Here is an 18,286-nt window from a genome sequence, read left to right on the forward strand (position 1 = left end):
CCTCAGCGTCGCTGCGCCGCGTCGAGGAGTTCCACGACGTTGGCCGCCCCGTCGCGTATGCCGATCGACGCGGCAGCGCGCCGCATCCGGTCGAGCTCGTCACGGTCTCTCAGCAGGGGAACGACCTCCGAGCGCACGCGGTCGGGCGTGAAGTCGGCGTCGTCGATGATGCGCGCAGCACCGGCTCGAACCGCTCCCGCGGCGTTCAGCGCCTGCTCGCCGTTGCCCACGGCATAGGGGACGTAAACCGCCGGTATGCCGAGCGCGCTGACCTCGCTCACGGTCGCCGCCCCCGAACGCGAGACCACGACGTCCGCGAGAGCGAACGCGAGATCCATCCGATCGAGGTACGGGACGACCCGGTAGTCGGGCGACGGCGCCTCGGACACCTCGTTGCGCTCCCCCGCGGCGTGCAGCACCTGCCAGCCGGCGTCGACGATGTCCCGCCACGAACCCGTGAGCGCCTCGTTGAGCCGGCGTGCCCCCAGCGAGCCGCCGAAGACCAGGACGACCGGGCGCGCCGGGTCGAGACCGAAGGCGGCCGCGGCTTCGTCGCGCCGCGCTGAGCGATCGAGGTCGACGATCTCGCGGCGGAGCGGCATCCCGACCACCTGAGCACCGCGAAGCGGCGTCCCTTCGAACACGGTGCCGGTCACGGCGGCCTTCCGCGCTCCGAGGACGTTGGCGAGGCCGGGACGCGCGTTCGCCTCGTGGACGACGTAGGGAACGCCCTCCCGGCGTGCGGCGACGTAGGCCGGGGCGGCCGCGTAGCCGCCGAATCCCGCGACGACGTCGACGCCGCGTTCGCGGATGTAGGTGCGGACCTGCGCGACCGCCCGCAGCCAGCGGGCGGGGAACCGGACCGCGGCACCGTTCGGACGACGCGGGAACGGCACCTTGTCGACGATGAGGAGTTCGTACCCGCGCTCGGGGACCAGACGCGACTCGAGGCCCTCGCGCGTACCCAGCACGAGAACGGTGTCGTCGGGACGTCGGGCGCGGAGTTCGTCGGCGACGGAGAGCAACGGGTTCACGTGTCCCGCTGTTCCGCCGCCCGCCAGAAGGTAGGTGGTCACCGGAACGAGCCTACCGGCGGGCGGACCCTGCCCGAGCGGGCACCGGCCGCGCCGGGCGCGCCCCCGAGGCCACGTCGAGCGCGGGCACGCGCACCGGCAGCGTTCGCGCGAACGACAGCAGCACTCCCGTGGCGAGCAGTCCGGAGACGAGCGAGGTGCCGCCCTGAGACATGAACGGCAGCGGGACGCCGAGGACCGGGAAGACGCGCAGCACGACGCCGATGTTGATGAGAGCCTGGCCCACGATCCAGATCGTGATGCCGCCCGCGACGATGCGCACGAACGGGTCGTTGGTCTTTCGGATGATGTGGAAGGCGCCGACGGCGTAGAGGGCGAACAGACCGAGCACGACGGCGCAGCCGATGAGCCCGAGCTCCTCCCCCACGATCGCGAAGATGTAGTCGTTCGCCGCGGCCGGCAGCCACTGGTACTTCTCACGGGAGTTGCCCAGACCGAGCCCGAAGATCCCACCGCTCGCGAGGGCCCAGACGCCGTGGAGCGGCTGGTAGCACGAGCCCGCGTCGGCGAAGTAGCAGTCGGTCGAATCGACGTTGAGGAAGCTCATGATTCGAGCCATGCGGTTGGGGCTCGTCACCGCGAACACCGCGGCGGCCGCCACGACGAGGATCAGGGGGATCACGAACAGGCGCAGCTTGACGCCGGAGAAGAAGAGGCAGCCGAGAAGTATCGCCATGAGGATCATCGCCGTCCCCAGGTCGTGTCCGCCCATGACGGTGCCGATCACGAGCGTGCCGACGGGCACCACCGGGATGAACACGTGCTGCCACTTCGACAGGAGCGTCTGCTTGCGGTACAGCACGAACCCCAGCCAGATCGCGAGCGCGAGCTTGAGGAACTCCGACGGCTGCGCCTGGAACCCGAACAGGGAGATCCAGTTCGTGTTCCCGTCGTTGTGGACGCCCAGGCCCGGGACGAAGACGAGCAGCTGCAGCGCGATGCCGAGGCCGAGCGCCGGCCACGCGATGCGCTTCCAGAACCGCAGCGGCATCCGGCCCGCGATGAACATGAGCGGGATGCCGAGGAGCGCGAAAACCGCCTGCTTGAGAACCGTCTCGAACGGACTCGCGTTCGCCGTCGCCATCGTGGCCGAGAGGACCATCACGAGACCGAAGCCGGTCAGGATGAGAGCGGTCGACGCGAGCAGCAGGAACTCGCTGGGGACCGGGGCGAAGACGCGCCCCAGTGACACGCGTGCGGCGAACCCGCTGCGCGCCGGGCCGTCGTCAGCGAGGTTCGTCGGTGGCGGCGTCGGGCGGCTCGGCGTCGTGGTCACCGTCTCCCCTTCCGATCCGTTCGCGCACGGCGTCCGCGAAGCGGCGACCGCGGTCTGCGTAGGAGGCGAACTGATCGAACGAGGCGGCTGCGGGAGCGAGGAGGACGACGTCTCCGGCACCCGCGACCTCGGCCGCCAGTTCGACGACCCGTGCCATGACATCCTCAGTCTGAGTCGCCTCGACCTCGATCACCGGAACCGCCGGGGCGTGTCGCGCGAACGCGGCGAGCACGGCCGTGCGGTCCTCACCGATGACGATGGCGGCCTTCGTCGCCGCGCCGCGCCCGGCGACGAGCGCGGAGATGTCGACACCCTTGAGAAGGCCGCCCACGACCCAGATCGCGCCCGGGAAGGCGGCAAGCGACGACGCCGCGGCGTGCGGGTTGGTCGCCTTGGAGTCGTCGACCCAGGTCACGCCCGCCACCCGGGCGACGACTTCGATCCGGTGGGGATCGAGGCGGAACGCCAGGACGGCGGCGCGGATGGCGGCCGGCTCGACGTCCAGGGATCGTGCGAGCGCGGCAGCGGCCAGGATGTTCGCGACGATGTGCGGAGCCGCGAGGTCTCGCGCCGCGAGCTCGGCGACCGTCGTCAGTTCGAGAGCCGAAGCGCGCCGATCCTCGTGGAAGGCGCGGTCGACGAGGATGCCGTCGACGACGCCGAGATCGCTCGGGCCGGGCACGCCCAGGTCGAAGCCGATGGCGCGGCAGCCCTCGACGACCTCGGCCTCCTCGACCATCTCACGCGTGGCGACATCCGCCTTGTTGTAGACGCAGGCGACGCGGGTGTTCTCGTACACCACGGCCTTGGCGTCGCGATAGGCGACGAACGAGCCGTGCCACTCGAGGTGGTCGTCCGCCAGGTTCAGGCAGACGCTCGCGTGCGGCGAGAGCCGATCGGGGCCTTCGGCCAGTCCCAGGTACCAGAGCTGGTGACTCGACACCTCGACGACCAGGACGTCGAAACCTCCCGGATCGCGGACCGCGTCGAGCACCGGCACGCCGATGTTGCCGCAGGGCGCGGCACGCAGTCCCCCGGCGGCGAGCATCGCGGCCGTGAGCTGCGTCGTGGTGGTCTTGCCGTTCGTGCCCGTGATGAGCACCCAGTCGGCTGGGCGTCCGTCGGGGCGGACGACCTTGTCGCGCACGCGCCATGCCAGTTCGATGTCGCCCCACACGGCGATGCCGCTCTCGCGCGCCCATCGGATGACGGGATGATGCGGCGGAAACCCGGGCGAGGCGACGATGACGTCGGGAGCGTGAGCCGCCACCGCGTCGGGGACGCTCTGCAGCGAGCCGTCATGCAGCGCGACGCCGATGACCGGCAGGAGCCGCACGTATTCGGCATCCGCTCCCTCTGTGGCCACGAGGACGTCAGCGCCGAGTTCGGCGAGGGTGTCGGCCACCGAGAAACCCGTGACCGAGAGTCCGAGGACCACGACGCGGAGGCCGCGCCAGTCGGCGTTCCAGCTCGTCAGGTCGTGCAGGCGCGCGGTCATACCGCCGCCAGCCAGGCCACGTAGAAGAGACCGACGCCGCCGACGGCGAGCATCCCGGCGATGATCCACATCCGCACGACGATCGTCACCTCGGGCCACCCGCGCATCTCGAGATGGTGGTGGAACGGGCTCATGAGGAAGAGGCGCTTACCGCCGGTCGCCTTGAAGTAGTACCGCTGGAGGATCACCGAGCCGGGGGCGATGATGAAGACGCCGGCGATGATGACCGCGAGCAGCTCGGTGCGCGAGAGCACGGCCATGGCGACGATGACGCCGCCGATCGCCATCGATCCGACGTCGCCCATGAAGATCTTGGCCTTCGGCGCGTTCCACCAGAGGAACCCGACGAGCGCGCCCACGAAGGACGCAGAGATGATCGTGAGGTCCATCGGATCGTTCGTCGTGTAGCACGCGGCCTCGTATGCCGGCACGAGCGCGCCGCTGGCGCACCGCTGCTGGAACTGCCAGAACGTCACGAGGCTGTACGCGGACACCGTGAAGATGCCCGCGCCGGTCGCGAGCCCATCGAGACCATCGGTCAGGTTGGTGGCGTTGGACCACGCGACGGCTTGGAAGGAGATCCACGCGAGGTACAGGAGCCAGCCGGCGACACCGCCCAGCGCCATGAACGACAGCCAGTCGATGTCGCGGAACAGCGAGATGAAGGGGCGCCCGACCGGCTCACCGCCGTCGTTGGGCACGAGCAGGGCGAGGACTCCGAACGAGACGGCCACGATGACCTGTCCGGCGACCTTCCGCCATCCGGAGAGCCCGAGGCTTCGCTGCGAGCGGACCTTCATGTAGTCGTCGATGAATCCGACGATTCCCAGCCCGACCATCATCCAGATGACGAGCAGACCCGACATCGACGGCGGCGCGCCACCGGTCAGCGTGCCGACGAGGTAGCCGACGATCGTGCCGATGATGAAGATGATGCCGCCCATCGTGGGCGTCCCGCGCTTGGCGTGGTGGCTCGGGTTGGTCGCGTCGTCGGGCGTGCGGATGACCTGACCCCAGCCCAGCTTCTCGAAGAGCCGGATGAACAGGGGGGTCAGGAAGAGTGTGAACGCGAGGGAGATCGTCGCGGCCGTCAGCAGGGATCTCACGAGAAGAATTCTCCCAGACGATCACCGAGGTGCCGCAGTCCGGCGGAGTTCGACGACTTCACGAGCACGCGGTCACCGGCGCGCAGCTCCTCGATCAGGTAGTCGTAGGCGGCGTCGGCGTCCGCGAAGAACACCGCCTCGCCGTCCCAAGACCCCTCGCCGACGGCGGCGAGGTAGAGCCGACGCGCTTCGGCGCCGACGACGACGATCCGCTCGATCCGCAGACGGACCGCCTGCAGGCCGACCCGGTCGTGCTCATCGCCCGCGAACTCGCCGAGCTCGCTCATCGCGCCCAGCACCGCGACCTTGCGCTCGCCCGGCTGCGTGATCTGCGCGAGGGTGCGCAGCGCTGCGGCCATCGAGTCGGGGCTCGCGTTGTAGGCGTCGTTGATGATCCGCACCGAGTCCGACCCGAGCGGCTGCATCCGCCAGCGTTCGGCGATCTCGACGGTCTCGAGTCGCTCGACGGCATCCTCGAGCGCGACACCCAGCTCGAGAGCGGCGGTGATGGCAGCCAGCGCGTTCATGACGTGGTGCTCGCCGAGCACCCGGAGCCGCAACGGCATCCGCTGATCTCCGACGACGACGACGCAGGTCGTCCCCGATGCGTCCACCTCGACGTCGTCCGCTCGCACCTCGGCTGCGGCGCCCCGTCCGAACCAGCGGACGCGCACGCCGCGCGCTTCGGCGACTGCCGCCATCGTCGCGACGCGCGCGTCGTCGGCGTTGAGGACGGCCACGCCGCCGGGGCGGACCGCCTCGACCAGCTCGGTCTTGGCCTTCAGCGTCGCCTCGACGCCGCCGAAGCCGCCGGCGTGGGCCATGCCGACCATGAGCACCACTCCGACGTCCGGGGTCACGAGGCCCGCAAGACGCCTGATCTGACCCGAACCGTCGGCACCGAACTCGCTGACGAGGTAGCGGGTGTCGTCGGCGACGCGGAGCATGGTCAAGGGAGCACCCACGGAGTTGTTGAACGATGCCCGCGGCGCGACCGTCGGTCCCTCGCCCTCGAGGATGCGCGCGAGGAGGTTTTTCGTCGTGGTCTTGCCGTTGGAGCCGGTGATCCCCACGACACGGAGATCACCCGTCGCGCGCACGCGTCCGACCACCTCGCGAGCGAGGTCGGCCAGTGCCGTCACCGCGTCGGCGACGACGATCTGCGTGATGTCGGCATCGACGAGGTGCTCGACGATCGCGAGCGCGGCTCCGGCTTCGGCGGCCGCCGGCACGAAGAGATGGCCGTCGGTGGCCTCGCCCGGCTTGGCCACGAAGACGTCGCCCGGGCCGATGTTCCGCGAGTCCGTGTCGACCGTCCCCCCGACTCGGGTGTCGGGAGAGTCGCCGCCGGCGACGTGGAGGGTGCCGGAGAGCACCCGGGCGATATCGGACAACGGAAGGGAGATCATGTTCAATCCTCGGACGCGCTCACGCGCATCACTGGGTCACGGGGAGCAGTGGCGTCTGCGAGTCGGACGGCATGATCCGGTAGTGCTTGAGCACCTGGGTCATGGCCTTCTGGAACGCCGGCCGGTTGGCTGCCGACAGACGCAGGGTCTTCGGCTCGTCGAATGCCGTCAGGACAACATACTTCGGATCGTCGGCGGGTGCGTAGCCGACCAGCGACGTGTAGTACAGGTTGTCCTTATATGCACCGGTGTTCGGGTCGACCTTCTGAGCGGTACCGGTCTTGCCCGCCATCCGGTATCCGGGGATCGCGATGTCATCGGCGAGCGTGCCCTGAGCGAAGACGTTCTCGAGCATCTCGCTGACCTGGGTCGCGGTGCTCTCTTTGATGACGCGCACCGGCTCCGGCAGATCGGGCTTGGTGACCGTGCCGTCGGACGCCGTGCAGGACTCGACGAGGCTCAGCGGCTCACGCACACCGCCGTTGGCGATCGTCTGGTAGACCGATGCCACCTGCGGAGCCGTGACGGTGAACGCCTGACCGAACGTCGTCGTGTAGTAGGTCTGATTGTCCCACTGGTCGGTCGGAATGTAGGTGCCCTTCGGCTCCCCCGACCAGTTGAGCGCCGTTCCCTCACCGACACCGAACTTCTTCAAGTACTCGAGCCGGGTCTCCGGGTCGACCTGCGAGCCGAACTGCGACAGAGCGACGTTCGACGAGGTGACGAGTCCTCCGGTGAGGGTCAGGTTCTGGGCTTCGTGGTGCTCCGAGTCGTTGACGACGGCGCCGTTGGGGAACTCCATCCGGTCGGGTGACCATGCGGTGGAGAGCGGCGTCAGGCCGGCCGCCTCGATCGCGGTCGCCGCCGTGACGGGCTTGAACGTCGAGCCCGGCTCGTACGAGTCGCGGAAGAGGCGGCTGCCCCGGTCCGCGGGATCGGATGCCGCGATGTCGTTGAGGTCGACGCTGGGATACTCGGCGGCGGCGCGGATCTTGCCGGTTGCGACCTCCACGACGAGGATCGACCCGCTCTCCGCCCCGAGGTTCTGGGTCTGCTCGGCGATCAGCTGCTGCATGTACCACTGCAGGTCGCGATCGATCGTGAGCTGCAGCGTCCCGCCGTTGACCGGGGCCGGGTCCTCGACCTCGGTGCCGGGGATGACGACGCCGTCGAGACCCCGCATGTAGCGGATCTTCCCGTCGCTGCTCTGCAGACACGAGTTCTGCAGGGCTTCCATCCCCTCGAGAGGCGTCTCGTCCGAGCCGACGAAGCCGATGACGTTGCCCGCGACGGCACCGTCGGGGTACGTGCGATGCGGGTGCTGGTCGAAGCCGACGAAGGGCAGCTTGAGGTCGGCGAGGGCACGGTACTGCTCGGTCGAGATCCCGCGTTCGAGGTAGGCGAAGCTCGACTCGGGGTCGGCGGCGACGGCGGTCGTGACGATGCTCTCGACCTCGGCGGCATCCTGGCCGGTCACTGCGGCGATCTCGGCCGCCAGTTCGGGCCACGTGACGGTGACGGTCTGACCGTCGTCGTTCTTCCGCTTGATTCCGTTGGCTGCGAGCTTGGGGTCGATCTTCGCGTCGTAGATGGAGGTCGTCGTCGCGAGAGGAGCGCCGTTGGTATCGGTTATGTCACCGCGAGTCCCGAACAGCGTCGTCCCGGCCTCCATGGCGAGGTTGCGTGCGTCCGCCTCGTGCTCGTCGGCATTCACGACCTGGATGTCGACGAGCCGGACGATGAACGAGACGACGACGATCAGGACGACGAGGAGTGCGACGACCGTACGGCGGCGCGGACTGCGGGTGGCTCGTGTCGTCATGGTTCTCAGTGTGTGCTCGGGGCGGGCAATCCGTCTGCGATGGGCGGGGGTGTCGCATGATCGGCGCCCACCAGCTCGTCCGTGCTCGTGCCGCTCTCGAGGCTCGCGGCGGGGTCGGTCACCAGCGGAACCCCGGCGACGAGCGAGTTCGCCACGGCGGCGCGACCGAGGGCGTCGACGTTCGAGTGCGATCCGGCCGCACTCGCCGAGCCCAGCATGGCGCCGTCGCTGAGCCGCAAGTAGCTCGGCGATTCGGCGATGACCATACCCAGTGCCGTCGCATTCGCCGCGAGGTACTGGGGCGAGGCGAGCCCGGCGAGGTCATCCTGGATGATCTGCTTCTGCCAGGTGAGCTGACGCTGCTGCTGCGAGAGCGCCGAGATCTCGTATGAGGTCTGCGTGGTGAGGATCGACAGCCCCATCTGGACTGCACCGATGAGAACGGCACCCGACACGGCGATGATGCCGTAGAGCATGCGGGGGCGGCGGCGGCGCGCGGCGCCGGTGACCAGCCGCAGATCGCGCTGGCGTTCGCGCTCACCCTCGCGCGGGAGCCGGCCGGGGACGCTCGCGAAGAAGTCGTCGCCGAGCGGTGAGGGGATGCGGGCGGTGTTGTCGGCGGTCACGAGGCCTCCCTCATCCGTTCCGCCGCGCGCAGCCGAACCGGCGTCGCGCGGGGATTGCGTTCACGTTCTTCCTCGGATGCCAGCTCCGCGCCTCGGACCAGCAGTCGGAACCGCGGCGCGTGCTCGGGCAGCTCGACCGGCAGACCGCTGGGCGCGGTCGAGGACGATGCCTCGGCCAGCACGCGCTTGACCGCGCGGTCCTCGAGCGACTGGTAGGACATCACGACGATGCGTCCGCCCACGGCGAGGGCCTCGAGCGCGGCGGGAAGCGCGCGCTCGAGCACCGCCAGCTCGGCGTTCACCTCGATGCGCAGCGCCTGGAACACGCGCTTGGCGGGGTGTCCCGCACGATCGCGCTGCACGGCGACCGGCGTCGCGGCGATGAGCACGTCGACGAGCTCGCCGGAACGGGTGAGCGGAGCACGGCCGCGGGCTTCGATGATCGCTCGCGCGTACCGCCCGGCCAGCTTCTCCTCGCCGTAGCGCTCGAAGATGCGACGCAGGTTGCCCTCGCTGTATGTCGCGAGGATGTCGGCTGCGGTCGTTCCCGCGGTCTGATCCATCCGCATGTCGAGGGGCGCGTCCTGCGCGTACGCGAATCCGCGGTCCGCTTCGTCGAGCTGCAGCGATGACACGCCCAGGTCGAACAGGATGCCGTCGACGCGGCGGATGCCGAGGGAGTCGAGCGCCTCGCGGATGCCGTCGTACACGGTGTGCACGAGGGCGACGCGGTCGCCGAACCGGGCGAGGCGCTCCCCCGCGATGCGGAGTGCGTCGGTGTCGCGGTCGAGCCCGACCAGCCGCACGCCCGGGAACCTCTCGAGAAGCGCCTCGGAGTGACCGCCCATGCCCTCGGTGGCATCGACGACGACGGCGCCCTCGCGCTGCAGGGCGGGGGCGAGCAGCTCGACGCAGCGGTCGAGCAGGACGGGGGTGTGGATGTCGTCGTTCGTCATGATCGTGGCGGGACGGCCCCGGAGCCCTGATCCCCCTCCGCTGCGACCTGACACCGGGGAAGTGCGTCAGGGCCAGCGGCTGAGGATCACGGCCACGGGTCAGAAGAGTCCGGGGATCACCTCCTGCTCCATGTCGGAGTAGGCGTCTTCGTTGCCGGCGGCGTAGGCGTTCCAGGCGTCGGCATCCCAGATCTCGGCGTGCGCGCCGACACCGGTCATCACCAGTTCGCGCCCCAGCCCGGCGTAGGTGCGCAGGTGCGGTGGGACGGTGATGCGGTTCTGGCTGTCGGGCTTCTCCGCGCTCGCGCCGGACAGGAACATGCGCTGGAAGTCACGGGCCTGCTTGTTCGTCAGGGGCGCTTCGCGGATGCGCTCGTACACGCGCTCGAACTCCACGGTGCTGAACACGTAGAGGCACCGCTCCTGGCCGCGCGTCACGACGACACCGGGGCCGAGGTCGTCGCGGAATTTGGCGGGGAGGATGACGCGGCCCTTCTCGTCGAGCTTGGGGGTGTGCGTGCCGAGAAGCATGGTGCTCCACCACCCCCTCCCGGCCCGTCGGTGCGCACCACTTTACTCCACTTTCCTCCACTTCACTATGGCAATGACGTCTGTTCCTCCCCCGGAGCACAAAAAAGAGCACCGACCCGAAGGTCGGTGCTCTAAAGGTGAAGCGGGATACGTCAGCGTTCGCCGTTGCGACGATCCCATCGGTCGTTCATGCGATCCATGAAACTCGACGACCGGGCAGCAGGCTTTCGCGTGCCGGTCGTGGCAGTGGGACGGCTTGCGGTCCCGTTGCGAGAGGGCGTCAGCGCCAGGACGACGCCGCCGACCATCACGAGGAAGGCGACGACGCCGATTGCGATGATGCTGCTCGAGACACCGGCGATCAGCCCGCCGAGGCCGAGGAGGACGAGGACCGCTCCGTAGACGATGTTGCGGTAGCTGAGGGACTGACCTTCGCGCGGAGCACTGACGACGTCTGCTTCATTGCGCATGAGATGGCGTTCCATCTCGTCGAGCAGCCGCTGCTCCTGTTCTGACAGTGGCATGCATCCCCCTCTGTTCGGGTACCGGTGCGCCCGATTCTACGCGCGCTGATGAGAACTAGGCTAGGCCCGTGACGAGCTCCACCGACCCGATCTCGACCGTTTCCCAGCGACTGGAAAGCTTCGCATCGGATCGGCGGGCCGAGGTCGCCGATCTCGGGGCCGAAGCGGCCGATTTCGTCGACCGCGCCCTTGCCACCGTCGCCGGCGGCAAGCGATTGCGCGCCCGGTTCCTGACGGCGGGTCACGCGGCAGCCGGCGCCTCCGCCGTACGCACCGACATCGCGGGTGTCGCCGCTTCGCTCGAGATCTTCCACGCGGCAGCCCTGGTGCACGACGATCTCGTCGACAACTCCGACACGCGGCGCGGCCGCCCCGCCGCTCACCGGGCTCTCGAGGAGGGACACCGAGGTTCCGAATGGCAGGGCGACGCCGACGCCTTCGGGCGCGCCGCGGCGATCCTGCTCGGCGATCTGCTGATCGCCTGGAGCGATGACCTCCTCGAAGACGCCATCGACGGGCATCCCTACGCCTCGGACGTGCGCCGCCAATACGCGACGATGCGCCGTGACGTCACCGTCGGACAGTACCTGGACGTCGCCGAAGAGGCGGCCTGGGCCACGGCGCCCGACGCAGAGCACGCCGCGCGCGCTCTGCGCGTCGCCTCGTACAAGTCGGCCCGGTACAGCGTGCAGCAGCCGCTTCTGATCGGCGCGGCGCTCGGCGGCGCCACCCCGCCGCAACGCGAGGCCCTCGCCGATTTCGGTCATGCCGTCGGGCTCGCCTTCCAACTGCGCGACGACGTCCTCGGAGTCTTCGGCGACGCGGCGGTAACGGGAAAGCCCTCCGGCGATGATCTCCGCGAGGGCAAGCGGACCGTTCTCATCGCGTACGCCCGCGAAGCGATGGATGACGCCGGTCGGGCGGAACTCGACGAGGCACTCGGCGACCGGACGCTCGATGAGGCGACGATCGCGCGACTGCAGAAGGTCATCGAGGACAGCGGCGCGGTCCGGCGCCTCGAGAGCGAGATCGATCGCCTTTCCGCCGCAGCCGATGCCGCGCTCGAGAACGCACCCATCGGGGAGCCGGAGGTCGCCACGCTCCGCGAGATCGCCGACGCGGCGATCCGGCGGTCTGCCTGACCCGCGCCTGAGCGGCGAACGCCGCGACGGCCTCAGGCCAGGGTCTGAGCGACCCTGCGCACCTCGCTCTTGCGTCCGGCGCGCAGCGCGGCGATGGGCGCTGCGCCGATCGAGTCCTCCGTGGCGAAGAGCCAGTCGATCGCCTCGTCGTCCGAGAACCCGGCGTCGTGAAGCACGGTGATGGTGCCGCGAAGCGACGAGAGCGGCGCGCCGTCGAGGAAGAACGCCTCCGGAATGCGGAGCGTGCCGTCGCGACGCGACCCGATGAGGTGATTCTCATCCAGGAGACGACGGACGCGGCTGAGCGTCTCGCCCGTCAGGTCGACCACCTCGGGCATCGTCAGCCAGGACAGGGGAACGACGGGGTATTCGGGAGTGCTCACCCCTTCACTATCTCACCTCCCACCGGAGCCGCGGGGCGTCTGTTCCGGCACTTTCACACCAGTCACAGTCGTCACTTCGGTTGACACCTCTCACAGCGACATGTCAGCGTTTCGGAGACCTCCGAGAAGGGACCCTCCGTGCGCCGCGACTCGATCTCTCCCCCGCACCTTCCGCGCCCCCGCCTGCGCGGCGCCGTCGCGCCCGCCGTCGTCGGGTCCATCGCCCTGAGCCTGACGGCGCAGCCTGCCGCCGCGGCGCCGATGACCGGAACCGCGCATCGGGATGCTGCGCCCGGCGCCTCGTTCCGGGCCGTGCCCGCGACCGCCGGCGCGCCGCGTCCGCTTTCCGCTCGGCCGGCCGAGCACACGGTGGCCCTCGGCGACACCATCAGCCGGATCGCGTCCGCCTACGGGCTCCGCACGGTCGATCTCCTCGCCTGGAACGGCCTCGACTGGTCGTCCGTCATCCGCCCCGGTGACCGCATTCGACTCAGTGCGGACTCCCCCGGCTCCGCGGCACCCGCGGTGACGCCCGGCACGCAGAACGCATCCGAGGGAAGCACCCACACCGTCTCCGCCGGCGACACCCCGTGGTCGATCGCTCGGACGCACGGCATCGGCGTCGGTGCGCTGCTCGCCGCGAACGGGCTCGACGACGGCGCCGTGATCTTCCCCGGGCAGACGCTCGCGATCCCCTCGTCGGCCGGCGCGGCCCCGGCTGCCACCCCCGCAGCGGCGACTCCCGCGACCACGATCGCGGCCGCGGCCCACACCGTCGCCGCCGGCGACACCCTCTCGGCGATCGCGAGCGCTCACGGCCTGGGCCTCGATGCGCTGCTCGCCGCGAACGGGCTCGACCGCTCGTCGATCATCTACCCGGGACAGCAACTCGTGATCCCCGGGGCCGTGGCCACGCCGGCCGTCGCGACCGTCGCGCTCCCGGACCTCGGTCTCGACGCAGAGCAGATCGCGAATGCACGGCTCATCATCCAGGTCGGCCGAGAACGCGGCGTGCCCGATCGCGGGATCGCGATCGCCCTCGCGACGGCGATGGTCGAGTCGTGGATCCGCAACCTCGACTGGGGCGACCGGGATTCTCTCGGCCTCTTCCAGCAGCGTCCGAGCACCGGCTGGGGAACCCCCGATCAGGTCCGCGACCCGGCGCGATCGATCGCGGCCTTCTACGGCGGTGCCGCCGACCCCAACGGCACCGCGACCCGGGGGCTGCTTGATGTTCCGGGCTGGGAGGGCCTCTCCTTCACCGACGCCGCACAGGCGGTGCAGATCTCCGCGTACCCCGACCGCTACGGCGAATGGGAACAGCAGGCATACCGCTGGCTCGACGCGCTCGGCTGACTCCGAAGCGTCGGGAAGCATGTCGCAGACGTCCGGGGGTGAGCCGTTGCCCGGGCTCGCAGCATCCGCTCCGTAGAATCGCTCCGTGAGCATGAGCCAGCAGACCGACCCGCTGATCGGCCGACTGGTCGACCAGCGGTACCGCGTCCGTGCTCGCATCGCCCGAGGGGGGATGGCGACGGTGTACGTCGCGACCGACCTCAGACTCGAGCGCCGCGTGGCCCTGAAGGTCATGCACGGGCACCTGTCGGATGACTCGGTCTTCCAGAGCCGGTTCATCCAGGAGGCGCGCTCCGCCGCCCGGCTCGCCGACCCGCATGTCGTGAACGTCTTCGACCAGGGTCAGGACGGCGAGATGGCCTACCTGGTCATGGAGTACCTGCCGGGCATCACGCTGCGCGAGCTGCTGCGCGAGCAGAGGCGGCTGACCATTCCCCAGACGATCACGATCATGGACGCGATCCTCTCGGGTCTCGCCGCCGCGCACCGCGCCGGGATCGTGCACCGCGACGTCAAGCCCGAGAACGTGCTGCTTGCCGAGGACGGGCGCATCAAGATCGGCGACTTCGGACTCGCGAGAGCGACGACGGCGAACACGGCGACCGGGCAGATGCTCCTGGGCACGATCGCCTACCTCGCGCCGGAGCTCGTGACACGGGGCACCGCCGATGCCCGCAGCGACATCTACGCCCTCGGCATCATGCTCTACGAGATGCTCGCCGGCGAGCAGCCCTACAAGGGCGAGCAGCCGATGCAGATCGCCTACCAGCACGCGACCGACTCGGTGCCCCGCCCGAGCGCGAAGAACCCCGGCGTCCCGGAACAGCTCGACGAGCTGGTGCTGTGGGCGACCGAGCGCGAACCCGACGAGCGTCCGCTCGACGCGAAGGTCATGCTCGAGCGTCTGCGCGAGATCGAGCGCGAGCTCGGCGTGTTCCCTCAGGTGGTGCGCACCGCCCCCTCCGGCGCGCCGGCGGTCGTCATCGACGACGACGGCGAAGGATCGGGCGAGCTCACGAAGGTCATGCCCGGCACCTTCACGGCACCTCCGGTGACCACCGACGTCGACAACGCGACGCGACTGCGCCGCCTCACCCGCCGAAACCGGGCGAAGGGCGCCTGGCTCGTCACCATCGTCCTGCTGCTCGCGGCTCTCGCCGGCGGCACCGGATGGTGGTTCGGCTCCGGGCCGGGATCGCTCGTCGCCGTACCCGACGTACGCGGCACGACCTTCGCCGAAGCGCAGAGCGCCATCGCGGCACAGGGCCTGCAGGCCCAGGAGGCCGGCGAGAACAGCCTCGACGTCGCAGAGGGTCTTGCGATCCGCACCGACCCCGACCCCGGCGCACGGCTCGACCGCGACGCGATCGTGACCGTGGTCATCTCGCGCGGACCGGCGGAGGTGTCGATCCCGGCCCTCGCCGGCCAGACCGAGCAGGCGGCTCGAGAGATCTTGCGGCAGAACATCGTCGCCGTGTCGAACGATGCCGATGCGGAATTCGATCCGGATGTCGCCGACGGCACCGTCATCCGCGTCTCGGCGACCCCGGCCGGAGGCGGCGATCCCGTGGACTGCTCAGACGGCTGCACGCTCCGCCAGGGAGACTCGGCCAGCCTGCTCGTGTCGCGCGGGGCCGTGCCGGACGTCTCGGGCCAGAGCGTCGACCGGGCGACCGCCACCCTCACCGACGTCGGCCTCGAGGTGTCGGGCGACACCCGCGCGCAGTCGAGCGATCGCATCGCCAAGGGCGATGTCATCGGCATCGACGACCGCGGCGAAGAAGGCAATTGGCGGCCGGGTGACACCGTGACCCTCATCGTCTCGAGCGGGCCCCCGCTTTTCGACGTGCCAAGCGTCGTCGGCCAGACGCGCGATGCAGCCGCCAAGACGCTGCGCGACGCGGGTTTCGAGGTCAGCTTCTCGGCCCTGTGGAACATCTGGCCTGACGGGCTGACCAAAGTCACCGCCCAGGACCCCGCCGGCGGTAGCAAGCACGTGCGCGGCACGACCATCACCCTGCAGATCACCGCGACCGGCTGAGCCTGTCGTCCTTTCCCGGCCCCGCGACCGCGAGGACGCGCATCCGCACGGTGTCGACGGCTCCGAACCGTGCAGTTGCGCATCTTCGCCGTCAACGCCCCCTCAGGCGAGAGCTCTGCGGATGCGGGCGGCCAGCGCGCCGGCGCCGTCGTCGAGATCGGCGGACCCGACGAGGATGACGCGGTAGCCGGCATCCTCGAGAAGCTGCACGCGCGTGAGGTCCTCGAGCCAGCGTCGCCGCGACGAGCGATGCTCGTCCCCCTGATACTCGAGCAGCACACGCTGCTCGGGCCAGCCGAGGTCGGCATGCCGCACGCCCGCAGCTGTGCGAACGGCGACCTGCACCTGCGGTTCGGGAATCCCCGCGTCGACCAGCGCGACACGCAGGAGCGTTTCCTGGGGCGAGTCCACCGGCGAGCGGGCGCGGTCGAGCGCCGATCGCAGCGACCGGGCTCCGCGCGCGCTTCCTCGGGCGACGACGGCCGCCTCCAGTTCGGCGCGCGTCGTGAGAGGACGCGTGCGACCTCGCTCACCCCGCCGACCGCTGAGGAGGAAGTCGGCCGTCGCGACGAGCCATCGCCCGGCCAGGGGCTGCCGACCGGCCGCGAGCCGGCACCACGTCTCGGTCGGCGACAGGACGGGCACGCCGTCGACGTCTCGGCGTTCGAGGATGAGTCCCGTTCGAGATCCGATCACGCCGGGTCGCCGCATCGCTGCTCCCCCGCCCGCCGAGATCACCTCGAGCATCGGCGGCGTCGAGGCCCGGGGCAACGGCATCCCCCACAAAGCCGCGGCCGTGCGCCCGGAGAACAGCTGCTCCGGACCGAGCGCGGGGAGGAGCAGGCGGCAGCGCCCGACCGTGTCGTCATCGTCCCCGGCATCGAGCGCCGCGTAGATCCCGTGATGCGGATGCCGCAGGTCGGCCGCCCGTAACCTGCCGCGGCTCACGCCGAACGCCCGCGCCTCGTTCGTGGCGAACGCTTGTCGGGCGATGTCTTGTGGCAGCGAAGCTCGACGGTTCACCCGCCCACGATCCCCCGTCGATCCCGCTGATCCCGCGCTCTCCACAGCCCGAAACGGCGAGAGCGCACATCCGCACGGTGGGGAGGTTCCCCAACCGTGCAGATGTGCGCTCTCGCGGGCTCCGGTGAGCCGGAGCTCAGCGCTTCTCGAGCTCCTCGGCGACCAGGAAGGCCAGTTCGAGGCTCTGCATGTGGTTCAAGCGCGGGTCGCACAGGCTCTCGTAGCGCGTGGCGAGCGTCGCCTCGTCGATCATCTCCGAGCCGCCGAGGCACTCGGTGACGTCGTCACCCGTGAGCTCGACGTGGATGCCGCCGGGGAACGTCCCCACGGCACGGTGCGCCTCGAAGAAGCCGCGGACCTCGTCGACGACGTCGTCGAAGCGACGCGTCTTGTAGCCGGTGGGCGTCGTGATGCCGTTGCCGTGCATCGGGTCGGTGACCCACAGCGGCGTCGCGCCCGAGTCCTTCACGGCCTCGAGCAGCGGCGGCAGGGCGTCGCGGATCTTGCCGGCGCCCATGCGCGTGATGAAGGTCAGACGCCCCGGCTCGCGCTCGGGATCGAGCTTGTCGATCAGCGCGAGCGCGGTATCGGTCGACGTCGTGGGGCCGAGCTTCACGCCGATCGGGTTGCGGATCTTCGAGAAGTAGTCGACGTGGGCACCGTCGAGCTCGCGGGTACGCTCACCGATCCAGAGGAAGTGCGACGACGTGTTGTACGGCGTGTTCGTCCGCGAGTCGATGCGCGTCATCGGACGTTCGTAGTCCATCAGCAGGCCTTCGTGACCCGTGTAGAACTCCACGCCGCGCAGCTCGTCGAAGTTGGCCCCGGCCGCCTCCATGAACTTGATGGCGCGGTCGATCTCACCCGCGAGGCCTTCGTAGCGGGCGTTCGCCGGGTTGGATGCGAAGCCCTTGTTCCACGAGTGCACCTCGCGGAGGTCGGCGAACCCGCCCTGCGTGAACGCCCGGATGAGATTCAGCGTCGATGCAGCCGTGTGGTAGCCCTTGAGCAGGCGAGCGGGGTCGGGCTGGCGCGAGGCGGCGGTGAAGTCGTAGCCGTTGACGATGTCGCCGCGGTACGCGGGCAGCGTGACGTCGCCGCGCGTCTCGGTGTCGCTCGAGCGGGGCTTGGCGAACTGACCGGCCATGCGGCCCATCTTCACGACGGGCATCGAGGCGCCATAGGTCAGCACGACCGCCATCTGCAGCACCGTCTTGATGCGGTTGCGGATCTTCTCCGCGGTCGCGCCGGCGAAGGTCTCGGCGCAGTCACCGCCCTGGAGGAGGAAGGCTTCTCCGGATGCCGCGCGCGCGAGGCGCTCGCGGAGGATGTCTACCTCACCGGCGAAGACGAGGGGCGGGAGCGTCGCGATCTCGGCCGACACCGCAGCCACGGCGTCGGGGTCGTTCCACGCCGGCTGCTGCTTGATGGGAAGATCGCGCCACGTGTCGAGTGAATCCAGCGTAGGCACGCGCCAAGTCTAGTGCTCGGCCGCGACC

16 protein-coding genes are annotated in these 18,286 nt (G+C 69.9%); 3 read left to right on the plus strand and 13 right to left on the minus strand.

Annotated elements, in window-relative coordinates; genetic code table 11:
* Window positions 1-2: 2 nt before the first annotated feature.
* The 10 genes from CBF90_RS08615 to CBF90_RS08660 form a co-directional block, all read right to left on the minus strand.
* Complete coding sequence (locus CBF90_RS08615; protein ID WP_088380372.1) at window positions 3-1,076, minus strand: glycosyltransferase; 1,074 nt, start codon at window positions 1,074-1,076, stop codon at window positions 3-5.
* A gap of 10 nt (window positions 1,077-1,086) precedes the next feature.
* Window positions 1,087-2,370 (minus strand): putative lipid II flippase FtsW, encoded by a 1,284-nt coding sequence (ftsW, locus tag CBF90_RS08620; RefSeq protein ID WP_023951558.1) that lies wholly within the window; start codon window positions 2,368-2,370, stop codon window positions 1,087-1,089.
* Window positions 2,321-3,868 (minus strand): UDP-N-acetylmuramoyl-L-alanine--D-glutamate ligase, encoded by a 1,548-nt coding sequence (gene murD, locus CBF90_RS08625; protein WP_088380373.1) that lies wholly within the window; start codon window positions 3,866-3,868, stop codon window positions 2,321-2,323. Before murD ends, ftsW begins: the two co-directional genes overlap by 50 nt.
* On the minus strand, window positions 3,865-4,974 hold the full coding sequence (gene mraY, locus CBF90_RS08630; RefSeq protein ID WP_023951562.1) for a phospho-N-acetylmuramoyl-pentapeptide-transferase: 1,110 nt from the start codon (window positions 4,972-4,974) through the stop codon (window positions 3,865-3,867). Before mraY ends, murD begins: the two co-directional genes overlap by 4 nt.
* Window positions 4,971-6,383, minus strand: a complete 1,413-nt coding sequence (gene murF / locus CBF90_RS08635) for a UDP-N-acetylmuramoyl-tripeptide--D-alanyl-D-alanine ligase (protein ID WP_064956847.1) — start codon at window positions 6,381-6,383, stop codon at window positions 4,971-4,973. Before murF ends, mraY begins: the two co-directional genes overlap by 4 nt.
* A gap of 28 nt (window positions 6,384-6,411) precedes the next feature.
* A complete protein-coding gene (locus CBF90_RS08640) occupies window positions 6,412-8,205 on the minus strand; it encodes a penicillin-binding protein 2 (protein ID WP_064956848.1) in 1,794 nt (597 codons plus the stop codon).
* Between the two features lie 5 nt (window positions 8,206-8,210).
* Window positions 8,211-8,831 (minus strand): hypothetical protein, encoded by a 621-nt coding sequence (locus tag CBF90_RS08645; protein ID WP_088380374.1) that lies wholly within the window; start codon window positions 8,829-8,831, stop codon window positions 8,211-8,213.
* Window positions 8,828-9,787, minus strand: a complete 960-nt coding sequence (gene rsmH / locus CBF90_RS08650; RefSeq protein ID WP_023951569.1) for a 16S rRNA (cytosine(1402)-N(4))-methyltransferase RsmH — start codon at window positions 9,785-9,787, stop codon at window positions 8,828-8,830. Before rsmH ends, CBF90_RS08645 begins: the two co-directional genes overlap by 4 nt.
* Window positions 9,788-9,886: 99 nt before the next feature.
* Complete coding sequence (gene mraZ, locus CBF90_RS08655) at window positions 9,887-10,318, minus strand: division/cell wall cluster transcriptional repressor MraZ (RefSeq protein ID WP_023951570.1); 432 nt, start codon at window positions 10,316-10,318, stop codon at window positions 9,887-9,889.
* A 152-nt stretch (window positions 10,319-10,470) separates the two neighbouring features.
* Window positions 10,471-10,842 carry a DUF3040 domain-containing protein gene (locus CBF90_RS08660; protein WP_023951571.1) on the minus strand — a complete coding sequence of 124 codons (372 nt, stop codon included), beginning with the start codon at window positions 10,840-10,842 and terminating at the stop codon, window positions 10,471-10,473.
* Between the two features lie 68 nt (window positions 10,843-10,910).
* On the opposite strand from CBF90_RS08660, the gene CBF90_RS08665 reads away from it, so the two are divergent.
* Window positions 10,911-11,984: a polyprenyl synthetase family protein gene (locus CBF90_RS08665; RefSeq protein WP_088380375.1), complete on the plus strand. Its 1,074-nt coding sequence runs from the start codon at window positions 10,911-10,913 to the stop codon at window positions 11,982-11,984.
* Between the two features lie 32 nt (window positions 11,985-12,016).
* Here CBF90_RS08665 and CBF90_RS08670 read toward each other — a convergent pair whose 3' ends face one another.
* Window positions 12,017-12,322 (minus strand): Rv2175c family DNA-binding protein, encoded by a 306-nt coding sequence (locus tag CBF90_RS08670; RefSeq protein WP_052007748.1) that lies wholly within the window; start codon window positions 12,320-12,322, stop codon window positions 12,017-12,019.
* 183 nt (window positions 12,323-12,505) lie between these two features.
* Between CBF90_RS08670 and CBF90_RS08675 the strand changes: the two genes are divergently transcribed.
* Both CBF90_RS08675 and pknB read left to right on the plus strand, forming a co-directional pair.
* Window positions 12,506-13,723, plus strand: a complete 1,218-nt coding sequence (locus CBF90_RS08675) for a LysM peptidoglycan-binding domain-containing protein (RefSeq protein ID WP_242435628.1) — start codon at window positions 12,506-12,508, stop codon at window positions 13,721-13,723.
* Window positions 13,724-13,808: 85 nt separating this feature from the next.
* Window positions 13,809-15,764 carry a Stk1 family PASTA domain-containing Ser/Thr kinase gene (pknB, locus tag CBF90_RS08680; protein ID WP_023951575.1) on the plus strand — a complete coding sequence of 652 codons (1,956 nt, stop codon included), beginning with the start codon at window positions 13,809-13,811 and terminating at the stop codon, window positions 15,762-15,764.
* Between the two features lie 102 nt (window positions 15,765-15,866).
* Here the strand turns inward: pknB and CBF90_RS08685 are convergent, their stop codons facing one another.
* Window positions 15,867-16,787: a hypothetical protein gene (locus CBF90_RS08685; protein ID WP_064956852.1), complete on the minus strand. Its 921-nt coding sequence runs from the start codon at window positions 16,785-16,787 to the stop codon at window positions 15,867-15,869.
* Between the two features lie 136 nt (window positions 16,788-16,923).
* The gene (locus tag CBF90_RS08690) at window positions 16,924-18,258 is read right to left on the minus strand and encodes a class II 3-deoxy-7-phosphoheptulonate synthase (protein WP_023951577.1); all 1,335 of its coding nucleotides are present in this window, start codon (window positions 18,256-18,258) and stop codon (window positions 16,924-16,926) included.
* Window positions 18,259-18,286: the final 28 nt, after the last annotated feature.

Origin of the sequence: Microbacterium sp. AISO3 (genome assembly GCF_002204305.1) — a bacterium.
GTDB classification, from domain to species: domain Bacteria; phylum Actinomycetota; class Actinomycetes; order Actinomycetales; family Microbacteriaceae; genus Microbacterium; species Microbacterium arborescens.